The organism is Kitasatospora sp. McL0602, assembly GCF_052076145.1.
Classification (GTDB): domain Bacteria; phylum Actinomycetota; class Actinomycetes; order Streptomycetales; family Streptomycetaceae; genus Kitasatospora.
In genome coordinates, this window is the sequence record NZ_CP197246.1 from 2250496 (window position 1) to 2270841 (window position 20346).

Genomic DNA, 20346 nt, shown 5'->3' on the forward strand with positions numbered 1-20346 from the left:
CAGGTCCCCGCTCCGGAGCCCCCAAGCTAGGTTCGGCGGCGGGCGGCTCGCCAGCGCCTTCGCTCGTCCGGGGAGAGGTTGCACTCCTGTGGGTGACATGGCGTCAGGCGTTCGGCGTACGGGCGGTTCTGGAAGTGGGTGTGCCAGGGGCGCGGGGCGGACTGCCCCGCGCCCCCGGCGGTGCTGCTACTGGCCGGGCAGGCTGATCGACTGCGAGTGGCGGAAGATGTTCCGCGGGTCGTACTTGGCCTTGATCGACTGGAGACGCGGGTAGGCGTCCTTGTAGTAGAGGTTCTGCCAGGCGACGCCGGACTTGTTCACCGTCGGGTCGATGATGTCGCTGTCCGGGTAGTTGATGTAGCAGCCGTCCGTCTGCGCGTTCGGGACGGGGTAGCCACCGGCCGTGGCGAAGACCCCGCCGTAGATGTCGCGCAGCCAGGCAACGTTGGTCGCGTCGTCGGCCGGGCTGGACCACTGGGTGGCGAACAGCGCCTTGAAGACGGAGTCACGCTGCGCCGAGGCGGTGTCGGCGGCCCCCACGGTGTTGACCTTCGAGCCGTAGCCGAAGAGCATCACGTTCGCGACCGGGTTGGTGAAGTCGGTGCGGGTGAGCTGCTGGAACAGCGTGTTGATCTGGTCGTCGGTGAAGCCCTTGCGCATGTACGCGGACTTGTTCGCCGAGCGCAGCGTCGGGTTGGTCAGCGACGGGTTGTTGGTGCCGAGCAGGCGGACGGAGGTCAGCCAGGGCAGCTGCTTCGGGGTGAAGAAGGCGGGCAGCGGGCCGTGCTCGCCGACCGGGGCGGTCAGCGGCTGGGTCTGCACGCCGGTGGTGTTGGTGATCGTCCAGAGGTAGTCGGAGACCAGCTGGGCGGCGTTCGGCACCGAGGCGTCGATCTGGGTGATGATGCCGATGTTGCCGTTCGACTTGTGGTTCATCACCAGCAGGCTGGTGAGCGCCGAACTCGGGGAGCTGGTGGTGCTGTTCTGCTCGTGCCAGGTGCCGTAGGCGCGGACCAGGTTGCCGAAGCTGGTCTGGTCGAAGCCGGACCACGGCAGCATGACGGCGCTGAGCAGGACGTTCTTCGGCGGGTTCATCAGCTGCTGCTGGGGGTTGCTGCCGGTGGCGCCCGGCGAGCGGAACCAGTACTTCGTCACGACACCGAAGTTGCCGCCGCCGGCGCCGGTGTGGGCCCAGTAGAGGTCGCGGTTCGGGTCGGTGGTCTCACGGGTCGCGACGATGCGCTTGACGCAGCCGGTGGAGTCCACCGTGACGACCTCGACGGCGTACAGGTGGTCGACGGTGAGGCCGTACTGCCGGGAGAGCAGACCGAACCCGCCGCCGGCGACGTGGCCGCCGACGCCGACCGAGTAGCACAGGCCGCCGGGCAGGGCGACGCCCCAGCCCTTGTAGAGGCTCTGGTAGACGTTGAGCAGGGTCGAACCGCCCTCGACGGCGAAGGCGTTGTAGGTCGGGTCGAAGTAGACGGCGTTCATCTGCGTCATGTCGATGACGCGCTGGACGGCCGGGTTGTAGACGAAGTCGGCGTAGCAGTGGCCGCCGCCACGCACGGATATCCGCTTGTTGTAGTTCACCGCGTCCTGGACGGCGGCGATGACCTGGTTGACGGTGTGCACCACCGTGACCGACTCGGGGGTGCCGACCCACCGGGTGTTGTGGCCGACGGTGACCTCCTGGTAGCGCGCGTCGGCGGGCAGGACGGTGACGGCCGGCTGGCTCGACTGGCTGGCCGTGCTGGTCGTCGTGGTGCTGGTGGAGTCCACCGAGGTGGTGTCCGCGGACGCCACGTCGGCGCCGAGGCCGACCTCGACGACCGTCGCGCCTGCGACCGCCGCCGCCCCTGCCAGGACGGTACGCCTGTTCATCATGCCCATGAGGTCTTCGACCCTCTCTAGAAAATTGGAGGGGCGGATCTCCGGCCGAGTCGTCGCTCGCCGGGCCGCCATGCACTCCGCCCCCGTGACAGACCTGCTGCCCGACAGCCGCTGGGTGACAGAAAAAGCCGGAACGGCCCTCACCCGGGCCTCGGATTGTGCGGGAGGTCTGCCTGAGATCTGAATTCTTCTCAGAAGCGGCACCCGGAGGGGAAGTTCATCCTCCGGTGGACCGCTCTCCCCCGCTCGGCGAGATCGAACAACAACTCGAGAGGTTTTGTCAACAGCTCACCGGACAGACTGTCAGACGGCCGGAACTCGCTCTCCGACCTGACAGTACCTCCGAAACCCGCATCCGCTTCCGGTATTTCCGCAGTACGGTTCACCGGGAGTTCACCGGGAACGGACGGAAAGGTACGACGGGGAAGAAGAACCGATCCGAATGGCCCGCATCTTTCGGTGCGGGTGCCGGCCGCTTCTCCACTTTGGGAGGGGCCGACCCATCCCACGGGGTACCGGTCCGTCAATTCTTCCTCCCTAGGCCGATGACATCCAGGGCCGGGCAGCCGAGAGTCGTTTGTGTACCTGACGGTCCGACGGCCCACTGCCCTGGGAGAACACAGAGTCATGCAGCCCTTCTACGAACTCAGCGACACCGAGCGTGACGAGCTCGGCACCGTACTGGCCCGGGTCGAGGAGAAGCCGTACGGGGACTACCCCGCCTTCTCCCGCGGCGTCGCGGCCCTGGTCGAGCGTGGCGAGGTGCCCGAGTTCTTCACCAAGGTCACCGGCGAGATCCGCGCCGAGCGCGAGAGCGGCGTCTCCGACGCGCACGTGCTGCGCAACTGCCCGATGGACCCCGAGATCCCCGTGCTGAACCACGACGACCCGCTGGCGGACAAGTACGCGAAGAAGAAGACCTTCGTCGGCGAGGCCCTGCTGGAGCTGTTCGCGCAGCTCACCGGCACCCCGCTGCTCGCCTACGACACCCGCTTCAACGGTGACTTCTTCACCGACGTGGTCGCCATCAACCGCTACAGCGGCAAGCAGACCGGCTTCAGCGACGGCGAGCTGGTCTTCCACAACGACCGCACCGCGCACCCCGTCCGGGCCGACTTCATCTCGCTCGTCGGCATGCGCAGCCCGGACGGCGACTACATCTACACCGGCTTCGTCGAGGGCCGCAGCCTGCTCGCGCACCTCACCGCCGAGGAGCAGGAGATCCTGCGCAAGCCGTACTTCATCACGCCGTTCGACGTGTTCTCGCGGGACAACAACAGCAGCCTGACGGTCTCCGAGGCGCACGCGATCGTCGAGCGCAGCCACAGCATCCGCTACCTGGACACCCACACCACCGTCGCCCCCGACAGCCCGCCGGAGGCCAAGGACGCGCTCATCGCGCTCAAGAACGCCCTCGTCCGGGCCGAGAAGAAGCGCCACCGCATCCTCACCGGCGACCTCTTCTCCTTCGCCAACCAGGACGGCCTGCACAGCCGCGACAAGGTCGAGGTCAACGACCCGGCGCGGGCGCGCTCGCGCTGGCTGCTGAAGACGTACGCCTTCCGCGACGAGGCCGCGGCCGACCGCCACGCCGACAAGTGGATCGACGGCGTCCGGGGTCGCGTGGGCGACTGACGCCCCTGACGGCCCCCAGGGGCGCGGGGCAGCGCCCCGCGCCCCTGATCCGTGCGCGCTACTCGCCGTTGAGGCGCTGCATCAGGAGGACCGCCTCCAGGCGGTTGCGGACACCCAACTTGCCCAGGGCGTGCGAGATGTGGCTCTTGACCGTGGCCGGGGAGACCGAGAGCGCCTCGGCCGCCTCGACGGTGGAGCTGCCCTCGGCGAGGAGGGTGAGGACCTGCTGCTCGCGGTCGGTCAGGGAGCGGATCAGGCGCCGGACGGCGTCGCCGCTCAGGACCGGCGGAGCGGCGGAGCTCGGCTCACGGCGGGCCGGGGACCGGTAGAGGCCCAGGAGTTCGGGCGAGAGCACGGCATGGCCGGAGGCCACCGAGCGGACGGCGGTCGCCAGGCCGCCGATCCGGGTGTCCTTGACCAGGCAGCCGGCCGCTCCGGCCGAGACGGCCGCCTCCAGCCGGGCGCGCGTCCAGCCGACCCCGATCAGCAGGACCTGGATCTTGCTCAACGCCAGTTCGTGCACCGTACGGGAGTGATCCTCCTGGTGCCCGATGGCCAGCACGGCCACGTCCACCTGGTCCAACGGCCACTCCCGGACCGGCCGGCGGATGTCCACGCTGGCTACGAACTGTAACTGCCCGGTACCACGGAGCACACTTCCGAGTACATGACGGGATATCGGATCGTGATCGGCCAGCAGAACTCTCGGTTCGGGCTCCGACACGCTCCCGTTGGCAAACCACTCGTCCTGGTCGATGTGCGTCTCCACCGGCTCCCCCTCGCTCCCCGCTGCCCAGGTGACGGAAGATCAGGAAACTACAATTCACCGGGCCACGGCAATGGGCAACAGCCCACGCCCGAGTCAGTCAGGTCGGGGCGACCCACTGGCGAAGCCTGCCGAGTTTCCTCGGTCGCCACTTCTGTGACCCAGGTCTCAGATGCACCTCGGTGTACGCACAGGTAAGTTGGCGACAAAACCCCGGCGCGAATCCCTTCGGGCCCAACCCTCCTGCCGACAAAAGCCGTTGATCGAATAGCACGGCGAACGGCCGGAAAGCCCCCGGGAATTCACCGGCACGCCGATCGCACTCTCCCAACCACCACAACCGACCGCAACTGGCACCAAGGGGTTCGTAGTCACATGGGTTCGACATTGGCACAGAAGACCTGGGACGCACATGTGGTGCGGCGGAGCGAGGGCGGCGACGACCTCCTCTACGTCGACCTGCACCTTCTGCACGAGGTGAACACCCCTCAGGCGTTCGACGACCTGCGGGCGGCCGGGCGCAGCGTCCGCCGGCCCGACCTGACCGTCGGCACCGAGGACCACAACACCCCGACCGTCGCCCTCGACCGTGGCATCACCGACCCGGCCGGGCGCCGCCAGTGCTCGCTGATGCGCGCGAACTGCGAGGAGTTCGGCATCCCGCTGCACCGCCTCGGCGACGCCGGGCAGGGCATCGTGCACGTGATCGGCCCCGAACTCGGCCTCACCCGGCCCGGGATGACGATCGTCTGCTGCGACTCGCACACCACCACCCTGGGCGCCTTCGGGGCGATCGCCTTCGGCATCGGCACCAGCCAGGTCGAGCACGTGCTCGCCACCCAGACCCTCCAGATGCGCCGCCCCAAGGACATGGCCGTCACGGTCGAGGGCGAGCTGCCGCCCGGCGTCACCGCCAAGGACCTGATCCTCGCGATCATCGCGAAGATCGGCACCGGCGGCGGCCAGGGCTACATCGTCGAGTACCGCGGCGCCGCCGTCACCGGCCTCTCGATGGAGGGCCGGATGACCCTCTGCAACATGACCGTCGAGGCAGGCTCCCGGGCCGGGCTGATCGCGCCCGACGAGACCACCTTCGCGTACCTCCGGACCCGCCCGAACATGCCCCAGGGGGCCGACTGGGACGCCGAGGTGGCGTACTGGAAGACCCTGGTGAGCGACGAGGACGCGGTGTACGACAAGGAGGTGGTGATCGACGCGAGCACCCTCACGCCGTACGTCTCCTGGGGCAACAACCCCGGCCAGAGCATCCCGCTCGGCGCGGTGGTGCCCGGTGTCGAGGAGTTCGCCGACCCGCAGGAGCGGGTCGCCGCCGAGCGGGCGCTCACCTACATGGACCTGAAGCCCGGCACGGCGATGCGCGACCTCTCCGTCGACACCGTCTTCCTCGGCTCCTGCACCAACGGCCGGATCGAGGACCTGCGGGCCGCCGCCGAGGTGCTCAAGGGCCGCAAGGTCGCCGACGGCGTACACCTGATGATCGTGCCCGGCTCGGCCTCCGTCCGGATCCAGGCCGCCGCCGAGGGGCTGGACGGCATCTTCGAGGAGGCGGGCGCCGACTTCCGCCCCGTCGCCGGGTGCTCGCTCTGCTGCGCCCTCAACGAGGACCGGCTGAAGCCCGGCCAGCGCGCCGCCTCCACCAGCAACCGCAACTTCGAGGGCCGGCAGGGCAAGGGGTCGCGCACCCACCTCGTCTCCCCCGCCGTCGCCGCCGCCACCGCCGTGGCCGGCCGGCTCGCCGCCCCCACCGATCTGTGAGGTCCCCGAACACCATGGAACAGTTCACCGTCCACACCGGCACCGGGATGCCGCTGCGCCGCAGCAACGTCGACACCGACCAGATCATCCCCGCCCGCTTCGTCCCCTACTTCAGCTGGAAGGGCCACGCCAACGCGCTCTTCGCCGACTGGCGGGACGACCCCGAGTTCGTGCTCAACCTGCCGCAGTACCAGGGCTCCACGGTGCTGCTCGCGGGCAACGACTTCGCCACCGGCTCGTCCCGCGAGTCGGCCGTCTGGGCGATCCAGCGGTTCGGCTTCAAGACCGTGATCTCGCCGCGCTTCGGCGACATCTTCCGGGGCAACTCGCTGATGCGCGGCCTACTGTCGGTGACCGTCCCGGCCGAGGTGATCGAGCAGCTCTGGCAGCTCGTCGAGGCCGACCCGGCGGTCGAGATCACCGTCGACCTGGAGCAGCTCGAGGTGCGCTGCGGCGAACTCGTCCAGCCCTTCGAGCTCGACCCGGACATCCGGCAGCGGCTGCTCACCGGTGTCGACGCGATCTCCGCCACCCTGGAGCACGCCGACGAGATCGCCGCCTTCGAGCGAACCCGGCGCGTGGCGCTGCCCACCACCTGACCGGCCCGTCGCCCGCAGCACCACCCGGACCGGCTTCCTCCGTACGCGGGGAGGCCGGTCCGCCGTACCCCAGCCAGCGGAAGGGATCGAGAGATGAAGCTCTCGCAGTGCTCCGTCTTCGTGGCGATCGCCGACACCGGCAGCTTCACCAACGCCGCCAAGGCGCTGATGATCAGTCAGTCGGCGGTGAGTCACTCGATCGCCGGGCTGGAGGCCACCCTCGGCGTCGCCCTGATGAAGCGTGACCGGGGCGGCGTCGAACTCACCGAGGTGGGGAGACGGGTGCTGACCCACGCGCGGGCGGTGCTGCTGCACGCCGAGCAGATGCGGCAGGAGGCGGGCGGGCTGCTCACCGACCTCGGCGGCACCATCCGGATCGGCACCAGCCAGAGCTTCGCGGCGCGGCTGCTGCCCCGGCTGATGACCGACTACCGGAGCCGGCTGCCGCACGTGGAGATCTCCCTGCGGGAGGGCACCGACAAGCAGATCACCGAGTGGCTGCGGAGCTACTCGATCGACGTCGGCATCGTCACGCTGCCGAAGGAGAACCTCACCACCATCCCGCTGATGCGGGACGAGATGTTCGCGGTGCTGCCGGACAGCCACCCGCTGGCGGGCAGCACCGTCCTCGGGGTGCACGAGCTGCTGGACGAGGAGTTCGTGATGCCGGTCGGCGCGATCGAGCCGATCCTGCGGACCGTCTTCCGCACCGTCGGCCGGGAGCCGGTGGTCTCCTACCGGGTGCACGACGTCAACGCGCTGCTGGCGATGGTCGCCGAGGGGCACGGGGTGACGGTCGTCCCGGAGCTCGCGCTGCCCGCCGTCACCCCGGACTCGCTCCGGGTGATCCCGTTCGGCCCCCGGGTCTACCGCCACCTCGGCATCGGCATCCGGACGGTGGCACGGAACTCGCCCACCGTCGCGGCCTTCGTGACGGCCGCCCAGGCGCTGGCGCGGGAGCAGCAGAGCGAGCTCCAGCCGGTAGGAGCGTCGAGCCGATGGTGAACCTCCGCTTACGACGAACCACTTGGGGGCGCGGTCACCCGCGCCCCTGCGGTGGTTGCTCAGAGCGCGAGGGCCTTCTCGCGGACGTCGGCCGTGCGGCCGGCCAGCGCGTCGCCGGCGATCGCGTCGGCGTCGATGACGAAGTCGCTCCACAGGCCGGGGCGGCTGCTGCCCACCTGGGTGAACCAGCGGGTGTGCTCGGCGGGGATGCCGAGGACGTACAGGCCGGGGTCGGGGGTGCCGTCGGCGCCGACCGGGTGGTACGGGGAGGTTGTGACGGCGACGCCGCCGGTGTTGAAGTGCTCCTCGCCGTGCCGGTTGACGAAGCTGGTCAGGATGCCCTGCTCGCGCAGGCTGCGGGTGAGCGGCGCCGGGTCGCTGCGCACGTCGGGCTTGGGGATGCGGGCGTCGATCACGCAGTCGACGGTGACGCGGGAGCCGTCCACCCGGGGGGACTCGGCGTGGAAGCGGCCGCTCTCGGCGTCGCCCTCGAAGCGGGTGTCGGGGCCGACGATCCGCAGCAGGCCCTGCTCGATCAGCGCGGCGGCCTGCTGGAGGCGGACCATCGGCGGCCCGGCCGCGAGGAAGCTGGCGCGGGGCACGTACCAGGCGAGGAAGTCGATCCGGTGCGAGGCGGGGGTGAGGCCGGCGAAGTCCACGAACTGGCGGATCACCCAGCGGGTGTCGCGCAGCACGTCCAGCGCGGCCTTCAGCGGGGAGTCGACGTTGCCCTGCTCGGCGTGCGCGAGGTCGTCCGCGAGGACGGCGGCGAGCTCCTTGCCGAACAGCTCCGGGTCGGCGAAGTGCTTGCCCTCGAAGGGGCGGGCCAGCTTGTCGAGGTCGAGCCGGGGCAGGTCGGCCAGCCCGTGCCGGGCCGCGACGGCGGGCAGGTCGGGCACCTTCGCGCCGACCGGAAGCGTCAGCTCCTCGGTCAGCCGGGCGGCTGCCTCGGCGCCGCTGCGGTTGCGCAACTCGGTTGCGTAGTAGACGAGTTCGACCTCTGCGAGCAGCCAGGGCAGGATGTCACCGGCGTAGTCGTACGGGCCGGTGGGGCGGTCGTGGCGGATCCGCTCGGGGGTGAAGAGCACCGGGTGGTACGGGATCAGCGCGGACTTCTGGTTCTTGCCACGGGCCGGGAGCAGCATGCCGCTGCGGGAGCCGGCGACCATGAACGGCTCGCGGCCGCTCGGCTCGTACCGCAGCCCGCCGTCGGCGGTGGTGACGAAGCGTCCGCCGCGGCCGATGGTGAAGGCGGACATCACGTCGTAGAAGGAGAGGCCGAGGCCGAGCATGCCGACGGTGTCGCCGGGGGCGATCTCGTCGAGCGGCATGTCGGCGGCCGAGTCCCCGTGGATGTAGCGGGCGGCGGGGTGCTCGGCGGCGAACGCGGCGAGCTCGGCGAAGCGGCCGGACGGGCCGGGCCGGGCGTGGCCGGTGGTCAGCACGACGCGGTCGGCGGCCAGTGTGGCGCCGTCGGCGAAGGTCAGCAGGTAGCCGCCGTCGTGGCGGGCGAGGTCCTCGACGGTGGCGTTCAGGCGGTGCAGCCGGGCGCCGGTGGGCAGGTTGGCCTCGACCGTGTCCACCAGGAAGCGCAGGTAGCGGCCGTAGGCGGCGCGCGGGGCGTAGCCGTTGCGCTGGGCGGTGGCCGGTTCGGCGATCCGCCACCACTGGCCGAAGGAGGGCCCGGCCCCGGCCCGGGAAGGGCCGCCGTCCGGGTTGCCGGAGAAGGCGGAGATCTCGTCGGCGACGGTGTTCATCATGAACCACTCGGGCTGGTCGGAGCGCCAGACCCGGCCGCTGCCGACCTCCACGGAGTCGATCAGGTAGAGCTCGACCGGCCGCCCGTCCGGGGCCTCGGCCAACCGCGCGGCCAGCCGCTCGATCACGCTGACACCGCGCGGGCCGCCCCCGACCACCGCGATGCGGTGGGCCTGCTGCCCTACCTCTGTCCCGAACTCCACCTCGAACACCTCTTAATTCGTGAGCCCTCGGGGCGGGTGAATGAAACATGAATTCAACCTGTCGACCCGGTGGTCAATTCGACCGTTGCACGGACGACACTAGGCACGCTCGGCGCCGCTTTCAATGCCGATTAATTCATGCATTCCATGAGCGCAACTCATGCATGACACAGGGTGGGTGAGATGTCCGATTCGATGCCGTATGACGGGTCGAGAGATCCCGATAAGTCCGTTTTAGAAATAGCCGGACAGTCATTAGGCGCCCAAACTACTGGGGTACGCTGCAAGAGCAGATCAGAAACGCACGGACTCAGCCAGTCGCACACAAACGGGGGTACAACAATGGACCGTCGCCCAGCACTTCTCATCCTCGATCTCATCAACGAGCTCGTGCACCCGGACGGCAAATACGCCGCCGAGGGCTTCTGCGAGCAGGTCGAGCGACGCGGCGTGCTGGAGCGGGCCGCGACCGCCATCGAGCGGGCCCGGCTGGCCGGCGTGCCGGTGGTCTACGTGGTGGTCGGCTTCTCCCCCGGCTACGCCGACCTGCCGCTCGGGTCGCCGCTGCTCGCCGAGGCCAAGCACGGCGAGCGCCTGGTGCTCGGCACCTGGGGCACCGAGGTGCACGACGCGCTCAAGCCCGCCGACGGCGAGCCGATCGTGGCCAAGCGCCGGGTCAACCCCTTCCTCGGCACCCACCTGGACCTGCTGCTGCGCAACCTGGACGTCAACACCCTGCTGCTGACCGGCGTCACCACCGACCTGGTCGTCCTCTCCACCGCCCGCGAGGGCCACGACCGGGACTACGCGATCGAGGTCCTGGAGGACGCCACCGCGACCTCCGACCAGGAGACGCAGGACGCGGCGCTCAAGCTCATCGCCCGGACCGCCCTCGTCACCACCGTCGACCAGGCCCTCCCGGCCGCCTGACCCCACATCAGGCCCGTAACTCCCCCACATCCAGCTGAAAGGCGGCACAGGTGAAAGACCGTACGGCACGCAGGTTCGCGGGCCTCCAGAGATCGGCGACCGTCGCCCTGCTCGACCTGGTGCAGACCATGCGCGCCGAGGGCCTGCCGGTGCTCGACCTCGGCGGCGGGGAGCCGGACTTCGACACCGCCGAGCACATCGCGGCCGAGGCCGCCGACGCGGTGCGGGCGGGCTTCACCCACTACACCCCGAGCCGGGGCCTGCCGGAGCTGCGGACGGCGATCGCCGAGAAGCTCGCCCGGGACAACGGCATCGAGGTCGACCCGCGCACCGAGATCATCGTGACCCCGTCGGCCAAGCACGCGCTCTTCATCTCGCTGCTGGCCATCCTCGACCCGCTGGACGAGATCATCGTCCCGACTCCGAGCTGGGTCAGCTACACCTCGATGGCCCACCTGGCGGGCGCCGTCACCGTGCAGGCCGAGCTGAGCCCGGACAACGGCTTCCGGCTCACCCGCGAGCTGCTGGAGCGGCACGTCTCGCCCCGCACCAAGGCCATCCTGGTCAACTCGCCCAACAACCCGACCGGTCGCACCCTCAGCCGCGAGGAGGCCGAGGCGGTCGCCGCGGTCGCGATCGAGCACGACCTCTTCATCGTCGCCGACGAGATCTACGAGCTGATCCGCTACGACGGCCACGAGCACATCAGCCTGGCGAGCCTGCCGGGCTGCGCCGAGCGCACGCTCACCGTCAACGGCTTCTCCAAGGGCTACGCCATGACGGGCTGGCGCCTCGGCTGGGTCAGCGGGCCGGCCGAGGTGATCGCCCAGGTGCTCAAGGCCCAGGAGCACACGGTCGGTTGCAGCGGGTCCTTCGTCCAGCGCGGCGGGGTGGCCGCGCTGACCGGGCCGCAGGAGCACGTCCAGGAGATGGTCGAGGAGTACTCCGCACGGCGCAAGTTGATCGTCGACGGCCTCAACTCCCTTCCCGGGGTGACCTGCTCGACGCCGGAGGGTGCGTTCTACGCCTTCGCCGACATCCGCGGCACCGGCTTCGGCAGCTCCGCCGAGTTCAGCGAGTGGATGCTGCGCGAGGCCGGCGTCGCCCTGACGCCCGGCTCGGCCTTCGGGCCCGGCGGCGAGGGGCACGTCCGACTCGCCTTCGCGAACTCGCGGACGGTGATCGAGGAGGCGATCGGCAAGATGGCCGCCGCCCTCGCGAGCCGCTGAGCCCGAGCGACCGGGCCGGACCGAGACCACGGTATTTCCCTCCCGTTCCACGGGAGTTGACTTCGAACTCAATCGTCAGCATGCGATCTTGAATCCGTAGGGGGAACCACTCATGGCACGAAGGATTTCCGTATTCGACACCACCCTCCGCGACGGCGAGCAGGCCCCGGGCAACGCGATGAACCCGGAGCAGAAGCTCGATCTCGCCCTGCGTATCGAGGCCCTGGGCGTCGACGCGGTGGAGGCCGGCTTCCCGGCTTCCTCGCCGAGCGACTTCGAGGCGACGCAGCTCATCTCCAAGAACCTCAGCAAGGCCCGCTTCGCGACCTTCTCCCGGACCGTCCGACGGGACGTGGAGATCGCGGTCGAGGCCGGCGGCACCCACAACCACGAGGTGCAGATGGTCGCCACCGGCAGCGACCTGCACCTGAAGTACAAGCGCGGCATCACCGCCGAGCAGGCGATCCACGAGGTCACCGACACCGTCGCGTTCGCCAAGTCGCTCGGCATCGAACACGTCTCGGTCGGCATCGAGGACGCCAGTCGCAGCAACGACTACCTCCTCCAGGGGCTCACCGAGAGCGCCGTCGAGGCGGGTGCGACCTGCATCATCATCGCCGACACCTCCGGCTGCACCACCCCCGACCAGTACGGCGAGATCATCGCCAAGATCCGTGGCTGGGCGCCCCGCCCGATCAAGGTCTCGACGCACTGCCACGACGACTTCGGGCTCTCCCTCGCCAACGCCCTGGCCGGCCTCCAGGCCGGGGCCGACGAGGTGCAGGCCACCCTCGGCGGCATCGGCGAGCGCGCGGGCAACACCCCGCTGGAGGAGCTGGCCGGGCTGCTCGCCTACAAGCAGGAGCACCTCGGCTTCTACACCGACATCGACATCGCCGGGATGTACGAGGCGTACACCGCCCTGCGCGAGGTCATCCGGATGCCGGAGCCCCGCAACAAGGCCATCTTCGGCACGTACGCCTTCGGCACCGCCGCCGGCATCCACCAGCAGGGCATCCTCGCCAACCCGGAGACGTACGAGTACGTCGAGCCCGCCCGCTTCGGCCGCCAGCGCTCGCTGCTGATCGCCCGGCACTCGGGCCGGGCGGTGCTGCGGCACCTGCTCGACCAGATCGGTGTCGAGGTCGACGACGTCGAGCTCGCCGAGCTCTACCGGGTGCACATCGCCGAGCGCACCGGCGGCGACTGCGAGGACCTGGAGGTCGTGAAGGAGCGCCTGACCCGGGAGCTGGGCAACCGCGTCCCCGTCCTGGCCGGCAGCTGAACCGACGGCTTCCGGTCCTAGCAAGGAAGTTGTTCACGCATCATGAGCTACGCATATCTGGGCCCGCAGGGCACGTTCGCGGAGGCGGCCCTGCGGATGCTGCCCGCTGCCTCCGCAGCACGGTGGACGCCGTACTCGACCGTCGCCGAGGCTCTCCAGGCCGTCCGTGACGGCGTCTGCGACACCGCTGTGGTGCCGCTGGAGAACTCGGTGCGCGGCGTCGTACCGGCGACGCTCGACGAGCTGGCCTCCGACGACAACTCACTGCACATCACCGCGGAGATCGAGATCCCGGTGCTCTTCGCCCTGATGGCCCGGCCGGGCACCGAACTGGCCGACATCAGACGCGTGCTGAGCCACCCGCACGCCCACGGCCAGTGCCGCGACTGGCTGGGCGAGCGGCTGCCGCAGGCGCAGGTGCTGCTCTCCGCCTCCACGGCGGGCGCCGCCCGGGAGGTCGCGGAGTCGACGCTCGGCGGCGACGCCGCGATCGCGGCGCCCGTCGCCGCCGAGCGCTACGGCCTGACCGTGCTCGCCAGCGGCATCGGCGAGCGCGCCGACGCCGTCACCCGGTTCGTCGCACTGCGCACCGCCGGTACGGCCCCCACCCGCACCGGCCGGGACCGCACCTCCTTCCTGGTCCGCGCCGACGGCGCCGACCCGGGCACCATCGCGGAGATCCTCACCGACTTCTCCGCGCAGGGCATCACCCCGACCTGGATCCAGTCCTGGCCGTCGGGCACCCGCCTCGGCAGCTACCACACCTTCCTCGACATCGACGGTCACATCGAGGACGACGCCGTCGGCGAGGTGGTGATGGCCCTGCACCGCCGGGGCGTCGCCGCCGACTTCCTCGGCAGCTACCCGCGCGCCGGGGAGCCCTCGACGGAGCCCGCCCCGGCCGACCGCAGCGACCTCGACGCAGCCAGCGCCGAGGACTGGCTCGAATCGCTGCGCACCGGCGTCCCGATGGGCGTCTGACACCCGCGCCCGACACCCGACACCCGTACCGTTCCACCGTCGAACCCGTTCTACCGTGCCGACGTCTAGAGAAAGGGAACGGCGGCCGCACAGCCGCCGGATCTTCCGATCATGAACGCTAGCGGTAAGTACTCCTGGCAGTCGCTCCCGGCCGCCCAACAGCCCAGCTGGCCCGACCCGGAGGCGCTGCGCGCCGCCGTCGACGAGCTGTCCGCCTTCCCTCCGCTCGTCTTCGCCGGCGAGTGCGACCAACTGCGCGACCGGCTCGCCGCCGTGGCGCGCGGCGAGGCCTTCCTCCTCCAGGGCGGTGACTGCGCCGAGACCTTCGACGGGGTCTCCGCCGCCCAGATCGACAACAAGCTGAAGACCCTGCTGCAGATGGCGGCCGTGCTCACGTACGCCGCCTCCGTGCCGGTGGTCAAGGTCGGCCGGATCGCCGGGCAGTACTCCAAGCCCCGCTCCAACCCGACCGAGACCCGCGACGGGCTCGAACTCCCGGTGTACCGGGGCGATTCGGTGAACGGGCTGGCCTTCACGCCGGAATCCCGGCGGCCCGATCCCGAGCGGCTGAAGCGGATGTACCACGCCTCCGCCGCGACGCTCAACCTCGTCCGGGCCTTCACCACCGGCGGCTACGCCGACCTGCGCCAGGTGCACGCCTGGAACCAGGACTTCGTCGCCAACTCCCCCGCCGGGCAGCGGTACGAGCAGCTGGCCCGGGAGATCGACGACGCCCTGGCCTTCATGAAGGCCTGCGGGGTCAACCCCGACGCCTTCCACTCCGTCGAGTTCTTCTCCTCGCACGAGGCCCTGGTGCTCGACTACGAGACGGCGCTGACCCGCGTCGACTCACGCACCGGCGACCTCTACGACGTCTCCGGCCACATGGTCTGGATCGGCGAGCGGACCCGTCAGCTGGACGGCGCACACGTCGAGTTCGCCTCGAAGGTGCGCAACCCGATCGGCGTCAAGCTCGGCCCGACCACGACCGCCGACGAGGCGCTCGCGCTGATCGACCGGATCGACCCGGGCCGCGAACCCGGCCGGCTCACCTTCATCACCCGGATGGGAACCGGCCAAATCCGGGACAGGCTGCCCGAGTTGGTGGAGAAGGTCACGGCGAGCGGCGCCCGGCCGGTGTGGATCTGCGACCCGATGCACGGCAACACCTTCTCCGCCTCCAGCGGCCACAAGACCCGCCGCTTCGACGACATCCTCGACGAGGTCAAGGGCTTCTTCGAGGTGCACCACGCGCTCGGCACCCACCCGGGCGGCATCCACGTGGAACTCACCGGCGACGACGTCACCGAGTGCGTCGGCGGCGGCGACGAGGTGCTCGTCGACCACCTGCACCAGCGGTACGAGTCGGCCTGCGACCCGCGGCTCAACCGCAGCCAGTCGCTCGACCTGGCGTTCCAGGTCGCCGAGATGTACCGGGACTACTGATCACGACCACCGAGTACGAGACAGGGCGGCACGCGGCGTAACTCGCCCGCGTGCCGCCCTTCTTCGTGCCCCCCGCCGATCCGCTCAGGACCTGCTCTTCCGGGTCAGGTCGTAGCTCTCCCGGTTGCGGATCACCTCGTCCAGATGGAGCTCCGTCCAGGACTGGAGCACCCGGTAGGTGCCGATCAGCGTCTCGCCGAGCGGCGTCAGGGTGTACTCGGTGCGCGGCGGCACCTCGGCGTACACCTGTCGAACCACCAGACCGTCGCGCTCCAACTCGCGTAGGTTGGCAGTCAGTACCTTCGAGGTGATGCCACCCACGTCGTCACGGAGCTCACTGAAGCGCCGAGTGCCTCCGGCGAGGGTGAGGATGATCGGCACGCTCCACTTGCTGCCGAGCCGATCGAGCAGATCCCGGGCCCGGCAGTCCGGTGCCCCCGTCATCGAGAAGCCATTGGCTCCCGAACCTGATCCAGTAACCGCGCGAGTTGCCTGAGTATCCACCAGGAAACTTTAGCACTTTAAAGTGCTTATTATCCGATGGAAACAATCACTCCGCAGAGGTAGTTGAATAGGTACAGAGCCACAAAGGAGCCCCAACGGGGGCCCGCTCATTGAAGATTGGTGTTATCCCACCATGGCTAAGATTGCCCTCTTCGGCGCCACCGGCACCTTCGGCAGCCGCATCCTCAAGGAGGCGCTCTCGCGCGGCCACGAGGTCACCGCGATTGTTTATGGTGACGCCGACAAGCTTGAGGCGCACGCGAACCTGACCATCTCCGAGGGCAACATCCTGGACGAGAAGAGCGTCGCCGAGATCGCCGGCAAGGTCGACACCGTCGCCAGCGCCGTCGGCGGTGGCTACACCGACGGTGTCGCCCACGCCAAGTTCGTCCGCGCCGCGGCCGAGTCCCTGGTCGGCGGCCTGCGCCTGGTCGGCGCCGACGCCCCGCGCTTCATCTCCATCGGTGGCGCCGGCTCGCTGCGCACCCCCGACGGCAACCGCGTCTGGGACACCCCCGGCCTGCCGGAGCTCGTCACCCAGGTCATGCACGGCCAGGGCGACGCGTACGAGTACCTCACCACCGTCACCGACGTGAAGTGGACCCACTTCGCCCCCGCCGCCCAGATCGAGCCCGGCGAGCGCACCGGCTCCTACCGCCTCGGCCTCGACGACCTGGTCATCGGCGAGGACGGCCAGAGCCGCATCAGCGCCGAGGACTACGCCGTCGCGTTCGTCGACGAGATCGAGACCCCGAAGCACATCCAGAAGCGCTTCACCGTCGGCTACTGATCAAACTGATCAACAACCAGTCGGAACACGTCTCCTGACGTGGCGTCAACTCCGCACGGGCCGCTGCCGCTCCACATCACAGGCGGCAGCGGCCCGGCGGTGAGCCCCACCGAGCCACCCTCAACGCCTGACCCGGCCCACGATGCCGGCCGCACGATCTCGGGGGAGAACCGCATGTCCGCCAGCCTGCCAGGCACGTCCGACTACTCCCCCTTCGGGCGTACCGTCGGGGTGCTGTGTCTCATCGGCGTCCTGGTCGTCGGCCAGCTCTACAGCGTCATTCCGCTGTTCGGCCCGATCAGCCACGAGTGGCACGTCCCGGTCACCTCCACTGCCTGGATGATGACCGCCTTCGGTCTCGCCTACGCCGTCGGCTTCCTGGTCAGCGGCCCGCTCTCCGAACGCTTCGGGGCCCGGCAGGTGCTCGTCATCGGGCTGCTGGTCACCGCCGCGACCACCGGCGCCGTCGGCACCGCGCACGACCTCACCACCGGCTGCGCCCTGCGCGCCCTCCAGGGGCTGACCGCATCCTCCTTCGCGCCCGCCGCCTTCGCCTACATCAGCGCCAACGTCGCCCCCGCGCGGCGGCCGGTCGCCCTCACCTACCTGACCAGCTCCTTCCTCGCCTCCGCCGTCATCTCCCAGGTCAGCTCGCAGAGCGTGAACGGCGCCCAGGGGTGGCGGTGGGTGTTCTTCGGCTCGGCGCCGCTGCTGGCGCTCGCCGCGCTGCTCGTCCTGGTCACCACCCGGGGCGGGACGGCCCAGTCGGCAGTGCCGACCGCGACCATCGGGCAGACCTTCAACAGCATGGGCAGGCTGCTCACCAACCCCACCCTGCTGCTCGCCTACGCCGCGACGCTCACCATCCTGGCGGGCTTCGTCGCCACCTACACGGCCGTCCAGGTCGCCGGGCCACCGAGCATGGTCGGCCACCCGCAGGCGCTGCTCGCCCTGCGGGCCAGCGCGCTGCCCGCGATGCTGCTCGTCCCGGTCTTCGCCGGGCCGCTGGCCCGCGTCACTACGGCCGTCCGGGTGCCGGCCGCGTTCGTCCTGGGCGCCACCAGCATCGTCGCGGCCTCCTTCCTGAAGGACCACACGATCGCGCTGGTCGTCGCGCTCTTCCTGTTCGTCACCGCCGTCGCCATCGCCACGCCGGGGCTGGTCGAGATGATCGCCTCGCTGGCCGGGCCCGCCAAGGGCGCCTCGGTGACGCTGTACGCGTTCATCCTCTTCATCGGTGCCAGCATCGGCCCGCAGTTCGCGGCCGCCGTCGGCAGCTCCGGCTTCGGCGGGATCATCCGCTCGGCGGCGGTCCTGCTCGTCGCCGGGGCCGTGGTGGCGATCGCCGCCGGGCGCGCGGTCGGGAGGGGCAAGCACTCCCGGGTCGGCCGCGCCCAGCGGACGCGGACGGGGCCCAGCCACGCACTGCGGTAACCGGTAACGGACATAGGGGGCGCGGGGCTCTGCCCCGCGCCCCCTAACAGTGTTCGGGCCCGCTCAGTGTTCGGGCCCGCTCAGCGGCCGGTCGCGTCAGTGGCCGGTCGCGCCGCCGTTGTCGCGGCGGTCGAGGGCGCGCTGCAGGGCGGCGGCCGCAAAGGGGCCTCCCCGGCCGAAGGCTGGGGAAGGGTCGAGCTCGGTGCGGCGACGGCGGGCGCGCGGGGCCTTGGTCGAGGTGGCGGTGGAAGCGTGACGGTCTGCGACGGGGGGCATACCGGTCTCCTTGAGAGCGTGCGTGGGGAGGGTGGGATACGCCGGCAAGGGTCGCCTGCCATGGTGCGTACGGCACACACGGGCCACACACCCTGGCTTCAGGGGTGGCTCACCGTATGGCTCCTCCACCGTACGACGACAGGCGGGTGCTGTCTGCACGGATAGTTGGATTTCCTAGTATCTGAGACGGGAACCACCCCAACGCAGTGAGGCCCGGACCGCCGTAGCGGTCCGGGCCTCACTGCTGACCGGGTGTCAGCCCAGGTTCACGCTGCGGGAGAAGTGGGCGCCGATCGCACCCGCGATCTCGGCCAGCACCTCCTGCGAGACCTCGGTGTCGACGGTGATCGAGGCGAGCGCGCTGCCGCCGTCCCGGGCGACCTGCATGCCCGCGATGTTGATGCCCGCGTCGCCGAGGATGCGGCCGAGGGTGCCGACCACGCCGGGGCGGTCCTCGTACTTGAAGAAGGCCATGTGGTCGGTGAGCGCCACGTCGACCTCGAAGGCGTCCACGCCGACGATCTTCTGGGTCTGCTTCGGGCCGGAGAGCGTGCCGGAGATGGCGATCTCGCCGCCGTCGGCCAGGGTGCCGCGCACGGTGATGACGTTGCGGTGCTCGGGGCTCTCGCTGGAGGTCGTCAGACGGACCTCGACGCCGCGCTCCTGGGCGAACAGCGGGGCGTTGACGTAGGACACCGTCTCGGCCACGACATCCTCGAACACGCCCTTGAGGGCCGAGAGTTCGAGCACCTTCACGTCGTGCTGGGTGATCTCGCCACGGACCTCGACATCGAGCCGGACGGCGACCTCGCCGGCCAGCGCGGTGAAGATCCGGCCGAGCTTCTCGGCCAGCGGCAGGCCCGGCTTGACGTCCTCGGCGATCACGCCGCCCTGGACGTTCACGGCGTCCGGTACGAGCTCACCGGCCAGCGCGAGGCGGACGGACTTGGCGACGGCGATACCGGCCTTCTCCTGCGCCTCGTCGGTGGAGGCGCCCAGGTGCGGGGTGGCCACCACGTTGTCGAAGCCGAAGAGCGGCGAGTCGGTGCACGGCTCCTTGGCGTAGACGTCCAGGCCCGCACCGGCCACCCGGCCGTCCCGCAGGGCGCTGGCGAGCGCGGCCTCGTCGACGATGCCGCCACGGGCGGCGTTGACGATCCGCACCGAGGGCTTGACCTTGTGCAGCGCCTCGTCGCCGATCAGGCCGATCGTCTCCGGGGTCTTCGGGAGGTGCACGGTGATGAAGTCCGCCGCCTCCAGCAGCTCCTCCAGCGTGACCAGCTTGACGCCCATCTGGGCCGCGCGGGCGGCCTGGATGTAGGGGTCGTACGCGACGATCTTCATGCCGAAGGCGGACATCCGCTGGGCGACGAGCACGCCGATCCGGCCCAGGCCGACGACGCCGAGCACCTTCTCGCTGAGCTCGACACCGGTGTACTTGTTGCGCTTCCACTCGCCCTGCTTGAGCGCGGCGTTGGCCGGCGCGATGTTGCGGGCGACGGAGATCAGCAGGCCGCAGGCCAGCTCGGCGGCGGTGACGATGTTGGAGGTCGGCGCGTTCACGACCATCACGCCGGCCTTGGTGGAGGCGGCGACATCGACGTTGTCCAGGCCGACACCGGCGCGGGCGACGACCTTCAGCTTCTTGGCGGCGGCCAGCGCCTCCGCGTCCACCTTGGTGGCGGAGCGGATCAGGATGGCGTCCACGTCCGCGATCGCGGTCAGCAGCTCGGTGCGGTCCGCACCGTTGCAGTGCCGGATCTCGAAGTCCGGGCCCAGCGCGTCGACGGTGGCGGGAGACAGCTCTTCGGCGATGAGTACAACGGATTTGCTCAC

The 20346-nt window shown here is 70.1% G+C and carries 17 protein-coding genes; 11 read left to right on the top strand and 6 right to left on the bottom strand.

Annotated elements, in window-relative coordinates:
- Positions 1 to 186: 186 nt before the first annotated feature.
- Entirely contained in the window at positions 187 to 1884 is a 1698-nt protein-coding gene (locus tag ACR68M_RS10220) for an FAD-dependent oxidoreductase (RefSeq protein WP_441250124.1), read from the bottom strand.
- Between the two features lie 636 nt (positions 1885 to 2520).
- Here ACR68M_RS10220 and ACR68M_RS10225 point away from each other — a divergent pair.
- Positions 2521 to 3528: a TauD/TfdA family dioxygenase gene (locus ACR68M_RS10225; protein ID WP_441250125.1), complete on the top strand. Its 1008-nt coding sequence runs from the start codon at positions 2521 to 2523 to the stop codon at positions 3526 to 3528.
- A 58-nt stretch (positions 3529 to 3586) separates the two neighbouring features.
- On the opposite strand, the gene ACR68M_RS10230 is transcribed toward ACR68M_RS10225, so the two are convergent.
- Complete coding sequence (locus ACR68M_RS10230) at positions 3587 to 4144, bottom strand: response regulator transcription factor (RefSeq protein ID WP_441250126.1); 558 nt, start codon at positions 4142 to 4144, stop codon at positions 3587 to 3589.
- Between the two features lie 525 nt (positions 4145 to 4669).
- On the opposite strand from ACR68M_RS10230, the gene leuC reads away from it, so the two are divergent.
- From leuC to ACR68M_RS10245, 3 genes are all read left to right on the top strand, one after another.
- Positions 4670 to 6070: a 3-isopropylmalate dehydratase large subunit gene (gene leuC / locus ACR68M_RS10235; RefSeq protein ID WP_441250127.1), complete on the top strand. Its 1401-nt coding sequence runs from the start codon at positions 4670 to 4672 to the stop codon at positions 6068 to 6070.
- Between the two features lie 14 nt (positions 6071 to 6084).
- Entirely contained in the window at positions 6085 to 6669 is a 585-nt protein-coding gene (gene leuD / locus ACR68M_RS10240) for a 3-isopropylmalate dehydratase small subunit (RefSeq protein WP_441250128.1), read from the top strand.
- A 93-nt stretch (positions 6670 to 6762) separates the two neighbouring features.
- Positions 6763 to 7674, top strand: coding sequence for a LysR family transcriptional regulator (locus tag ACR68M_RS10245; protein WP_441250129.1), 912 nt, complete (start codon positions 6763 to 6765; stop codon positions 7672 to 7674).
- Positions 7675 to 7733: 59 nt separating this feature from the next.
- Here the strand turns inward: ACR68M_RS10245 and ACR68M_RS10250 are convergent, their stop codons facing one another.
- Complete coding sequence (locus tag ACR68M_RS10250) at positions 7734 to 9635, bottom strand: FAD/NAD(P)-binding protein (RefSeq protein ID WP_441250130.1); 1902 nt, start codon at positions 9633 to 9635, stop codon at positions 7734 to 7736.
- A gap of 342 nt (positions 9636 to 9977) precedes the next feature.
- Between ACR68M_RS10250 and ACR68M_RS10255 the strand changes: the two genes are divergently transcribed.
- From ACR68M_RS10255 to ACR68M_RS10275, 5 genes are all read left to right on the top strand, one after another.
- Entirely contained in the window at positions 9978 to 10565 is a 588-nt protein-coding gene (locus ACR68M_RS10255) for a cysteine hydrolase family protein (RefSeq protein WP_441250131.1), read from the top strand.
- 50 nt (positions 10566 to 10615) lie between these two features.
- Complete coding sequence (locus tag ACR68M_RS10260) at positions 10616 to 11794, top strand: pyridoxal phosphate-dependent aminotransferase (RefSeq protein WP_441250132.1); 1179 nt, start codon at positions 10616 to 10618, stop codon at positions 11792 to 11794.
- A 112-nt stretch (positions 11795 to 11906) separates the two neighbouring features.
- Positions 11907 to 13079 carry a LeuA family protein gene (locus ACR68M_RS10265; protein ID WP_441250133.1) on the top strand — a complete coding sequence of 391 codons (1173 nt, stop codon included), beginning with the start codon at positions 11907 to 11909 and terminating at the stop codon, positions 13077 to 13079.
- A gap of 42 nt (positions 13080 to 13121) precedes the next feature.
- Positions 13122 to 14060 (top strand): prephenate dehydratase, encoded by a 939-nt coding sequence (gene pheA / locus ACR68M_RS10270; protein ID WP_441250134.1) that lies wholly within the window; start codon positions 13122 to 13124, stop codon positions 14058 to 14060.
- 111 nt (positions 14061 to 14171) lie between these two features.
- Positions 14172 to 15506, top strand: a complete 1335-nt coding sequence (locus ACR68M_RS10275; protein ID WP_441250135.1) for a class II 3-deoxy-7-phosphoheptulonate synthase — start codon at positions 14172 to 14174, stop codon at positions 15504 to 15506.
- Between the two features lie 84 nt (positions 15507 to 15590).
- On the opposite strand, the gene ACR68M_RS10280 is transcribed toward ACR68M_RS10275, so the two are convergent.
- Entirely contained in the window at positions 15591 to 15950 is a 360-nt protein-coding gene (locus tag ACR68M_RS10280; protein ID WP_441250136.1) for a winged helix-turn-helix transcriptional regulator, read from the bottom strand.
- A 193-nt stretch (positions 15951 to 16143) separates the two neighbouring features.
- Here ACR68M_RS10280 and ACR68M_RS10285 point away from each other — a divergent pair, with 193 nt between their 5' ends.
- Positions 16144 to 16800, top strand: coding sequence for an NAD(P)-dependent oxidoreductase (locus ACR68M_RS10285; protein ID WP_441250137.1), 657 nt, complete (start codon positions 16144 to 16146; stop codon positions 16798 to 16800).
- A 174-nt stretch (positions 16801 to 16974) separates the two neighbouring features.
- The gene (locus ACR68M_RS10290) at positions 16975 to 18234 is read left to right on the top strand and encodes an MFS transporter (RefSeq protein WP_441250138.1); all 1260 of its coding nucleotides are present in this window, start codon (positions 16975 to 16977) and stop codon (positions 18232 to 18234) included.
- A gap of 96 nt (positions 18235 to 18330) precedes the next feature.
- Here the strand turns inward: ACR68M_RS10290 and ACR68M_RS10295 are convergent, their stop codons facing one another.
- Positions 18331 to 18510, bottom strand: coding sequence for a hypothetical protein (locus tag ACR68M_RS10295; protein WP_441250139.1), 180 nt, complete (start codon positions 18508 to 18510; stop codon positions 18331 to 18333).
- 255 nt (positions 18511 to 18765) lie between these two features.
- Entirely contained in the window at positions 18766 to 20346 is a 1581-nt protein-coding gene (gene serA / locus ACR68M_RS10300) for a phosphoglycerate dehydrogenase (protein WP_441250140.1), read from the bottom strand.

Bases quoted from the DNA above. Each gene is read 5' to 3' on its own strand.
- pheA (WP_441250134.1), top strand. From the start codon at position 13,122: ATGAGCTACGCATATCTGGGCCCGCAGGGCACGTTCGCGGAGGCGGCC.
- ACR68M_RS10290 (WP_441250138.1), top strand. From the start codon at position 16,975: ATGTCCGCCAGCCTGCCAGGCACGTCCGACTACTCCCCCTTCGGGCGT.
- ACR68M_RS10245 (WP_441250129.1), top strand. From the start codon at position 6,763: ATGAAGCTCTCGCAGTGCTCCGTCTTCGTGGCGATCGCCGACACCGGC.
- leuD (WP_441250128.1), top strand. From the start codon at position 6,085: ATGGAACAGTTCACCGTCCACACCGGCACCGGGATGCCGCTGCGCCGC.
- ACR68M_RS10275 (WP_441250135.1), top strand. From the start codon at position 14,172: ATGAACGCTAGCGGTAAGTACTCCTGGCAGTCGCTCCCGGCCGCCCAA.
- ACR68M_RS10225 (WP_441250125.1), top strand. From the start codon at position 2,521: ATGCAGCCCTTCTACGAACTCAGCGACACCGAGCGTGACGAGCTCGGC.
- ACR68M_RS10265 (WP_441250133.1), top strand. From the start codon at position 11,907: ATGGCACGAAGGATTTCCGTATTCGACACCACCCTCCGCGACGGCGAG.
- leuC (WP_441250127.1), top strand. From the start codon at position 4,670: ATGGGTTCGACATTGGCACAGAAGACCTGGGACGCACATGTGGTGCGG.
- ACR68M_RS10295 (WP_441250139.1), bottom strand. From the start codon at position 18,510: ATGCCCCCCGTCGCAGACCGTCACGCTTCCACCGCCACCTCGACCAAG.
- ACR68M_RS10280 (WP_441250136.1), bottom strand. From the start codon at position 15,950: ATGACGGGGGCACCGGACTGCCGGGCCCGGGATCTGCTCGATCGGCTC.
- ACR68M_RS10285 (WP_441250137.1), top strand. From the start codon at position 16,144: ATGGCTAAGATTGCCCTCTTCGGCGCCACCGGCACCTTCGGCAGCCGC.
- ACR68M_RS10220 (WP_441250124.1), bottom strand. From the start codon at position 1,884: ATGAACAGGCGTACCGTCCTGGCAGGGGCGGCGGCGGTCGCAGGCGCG.
- ACR68M_RS10255 (WP_441250131.1), top strand. From the start codon at position 9,978: ATGGACCGTCGCCCAGCACTTCTCATCCTCGATCTCATCAACGAGCTC.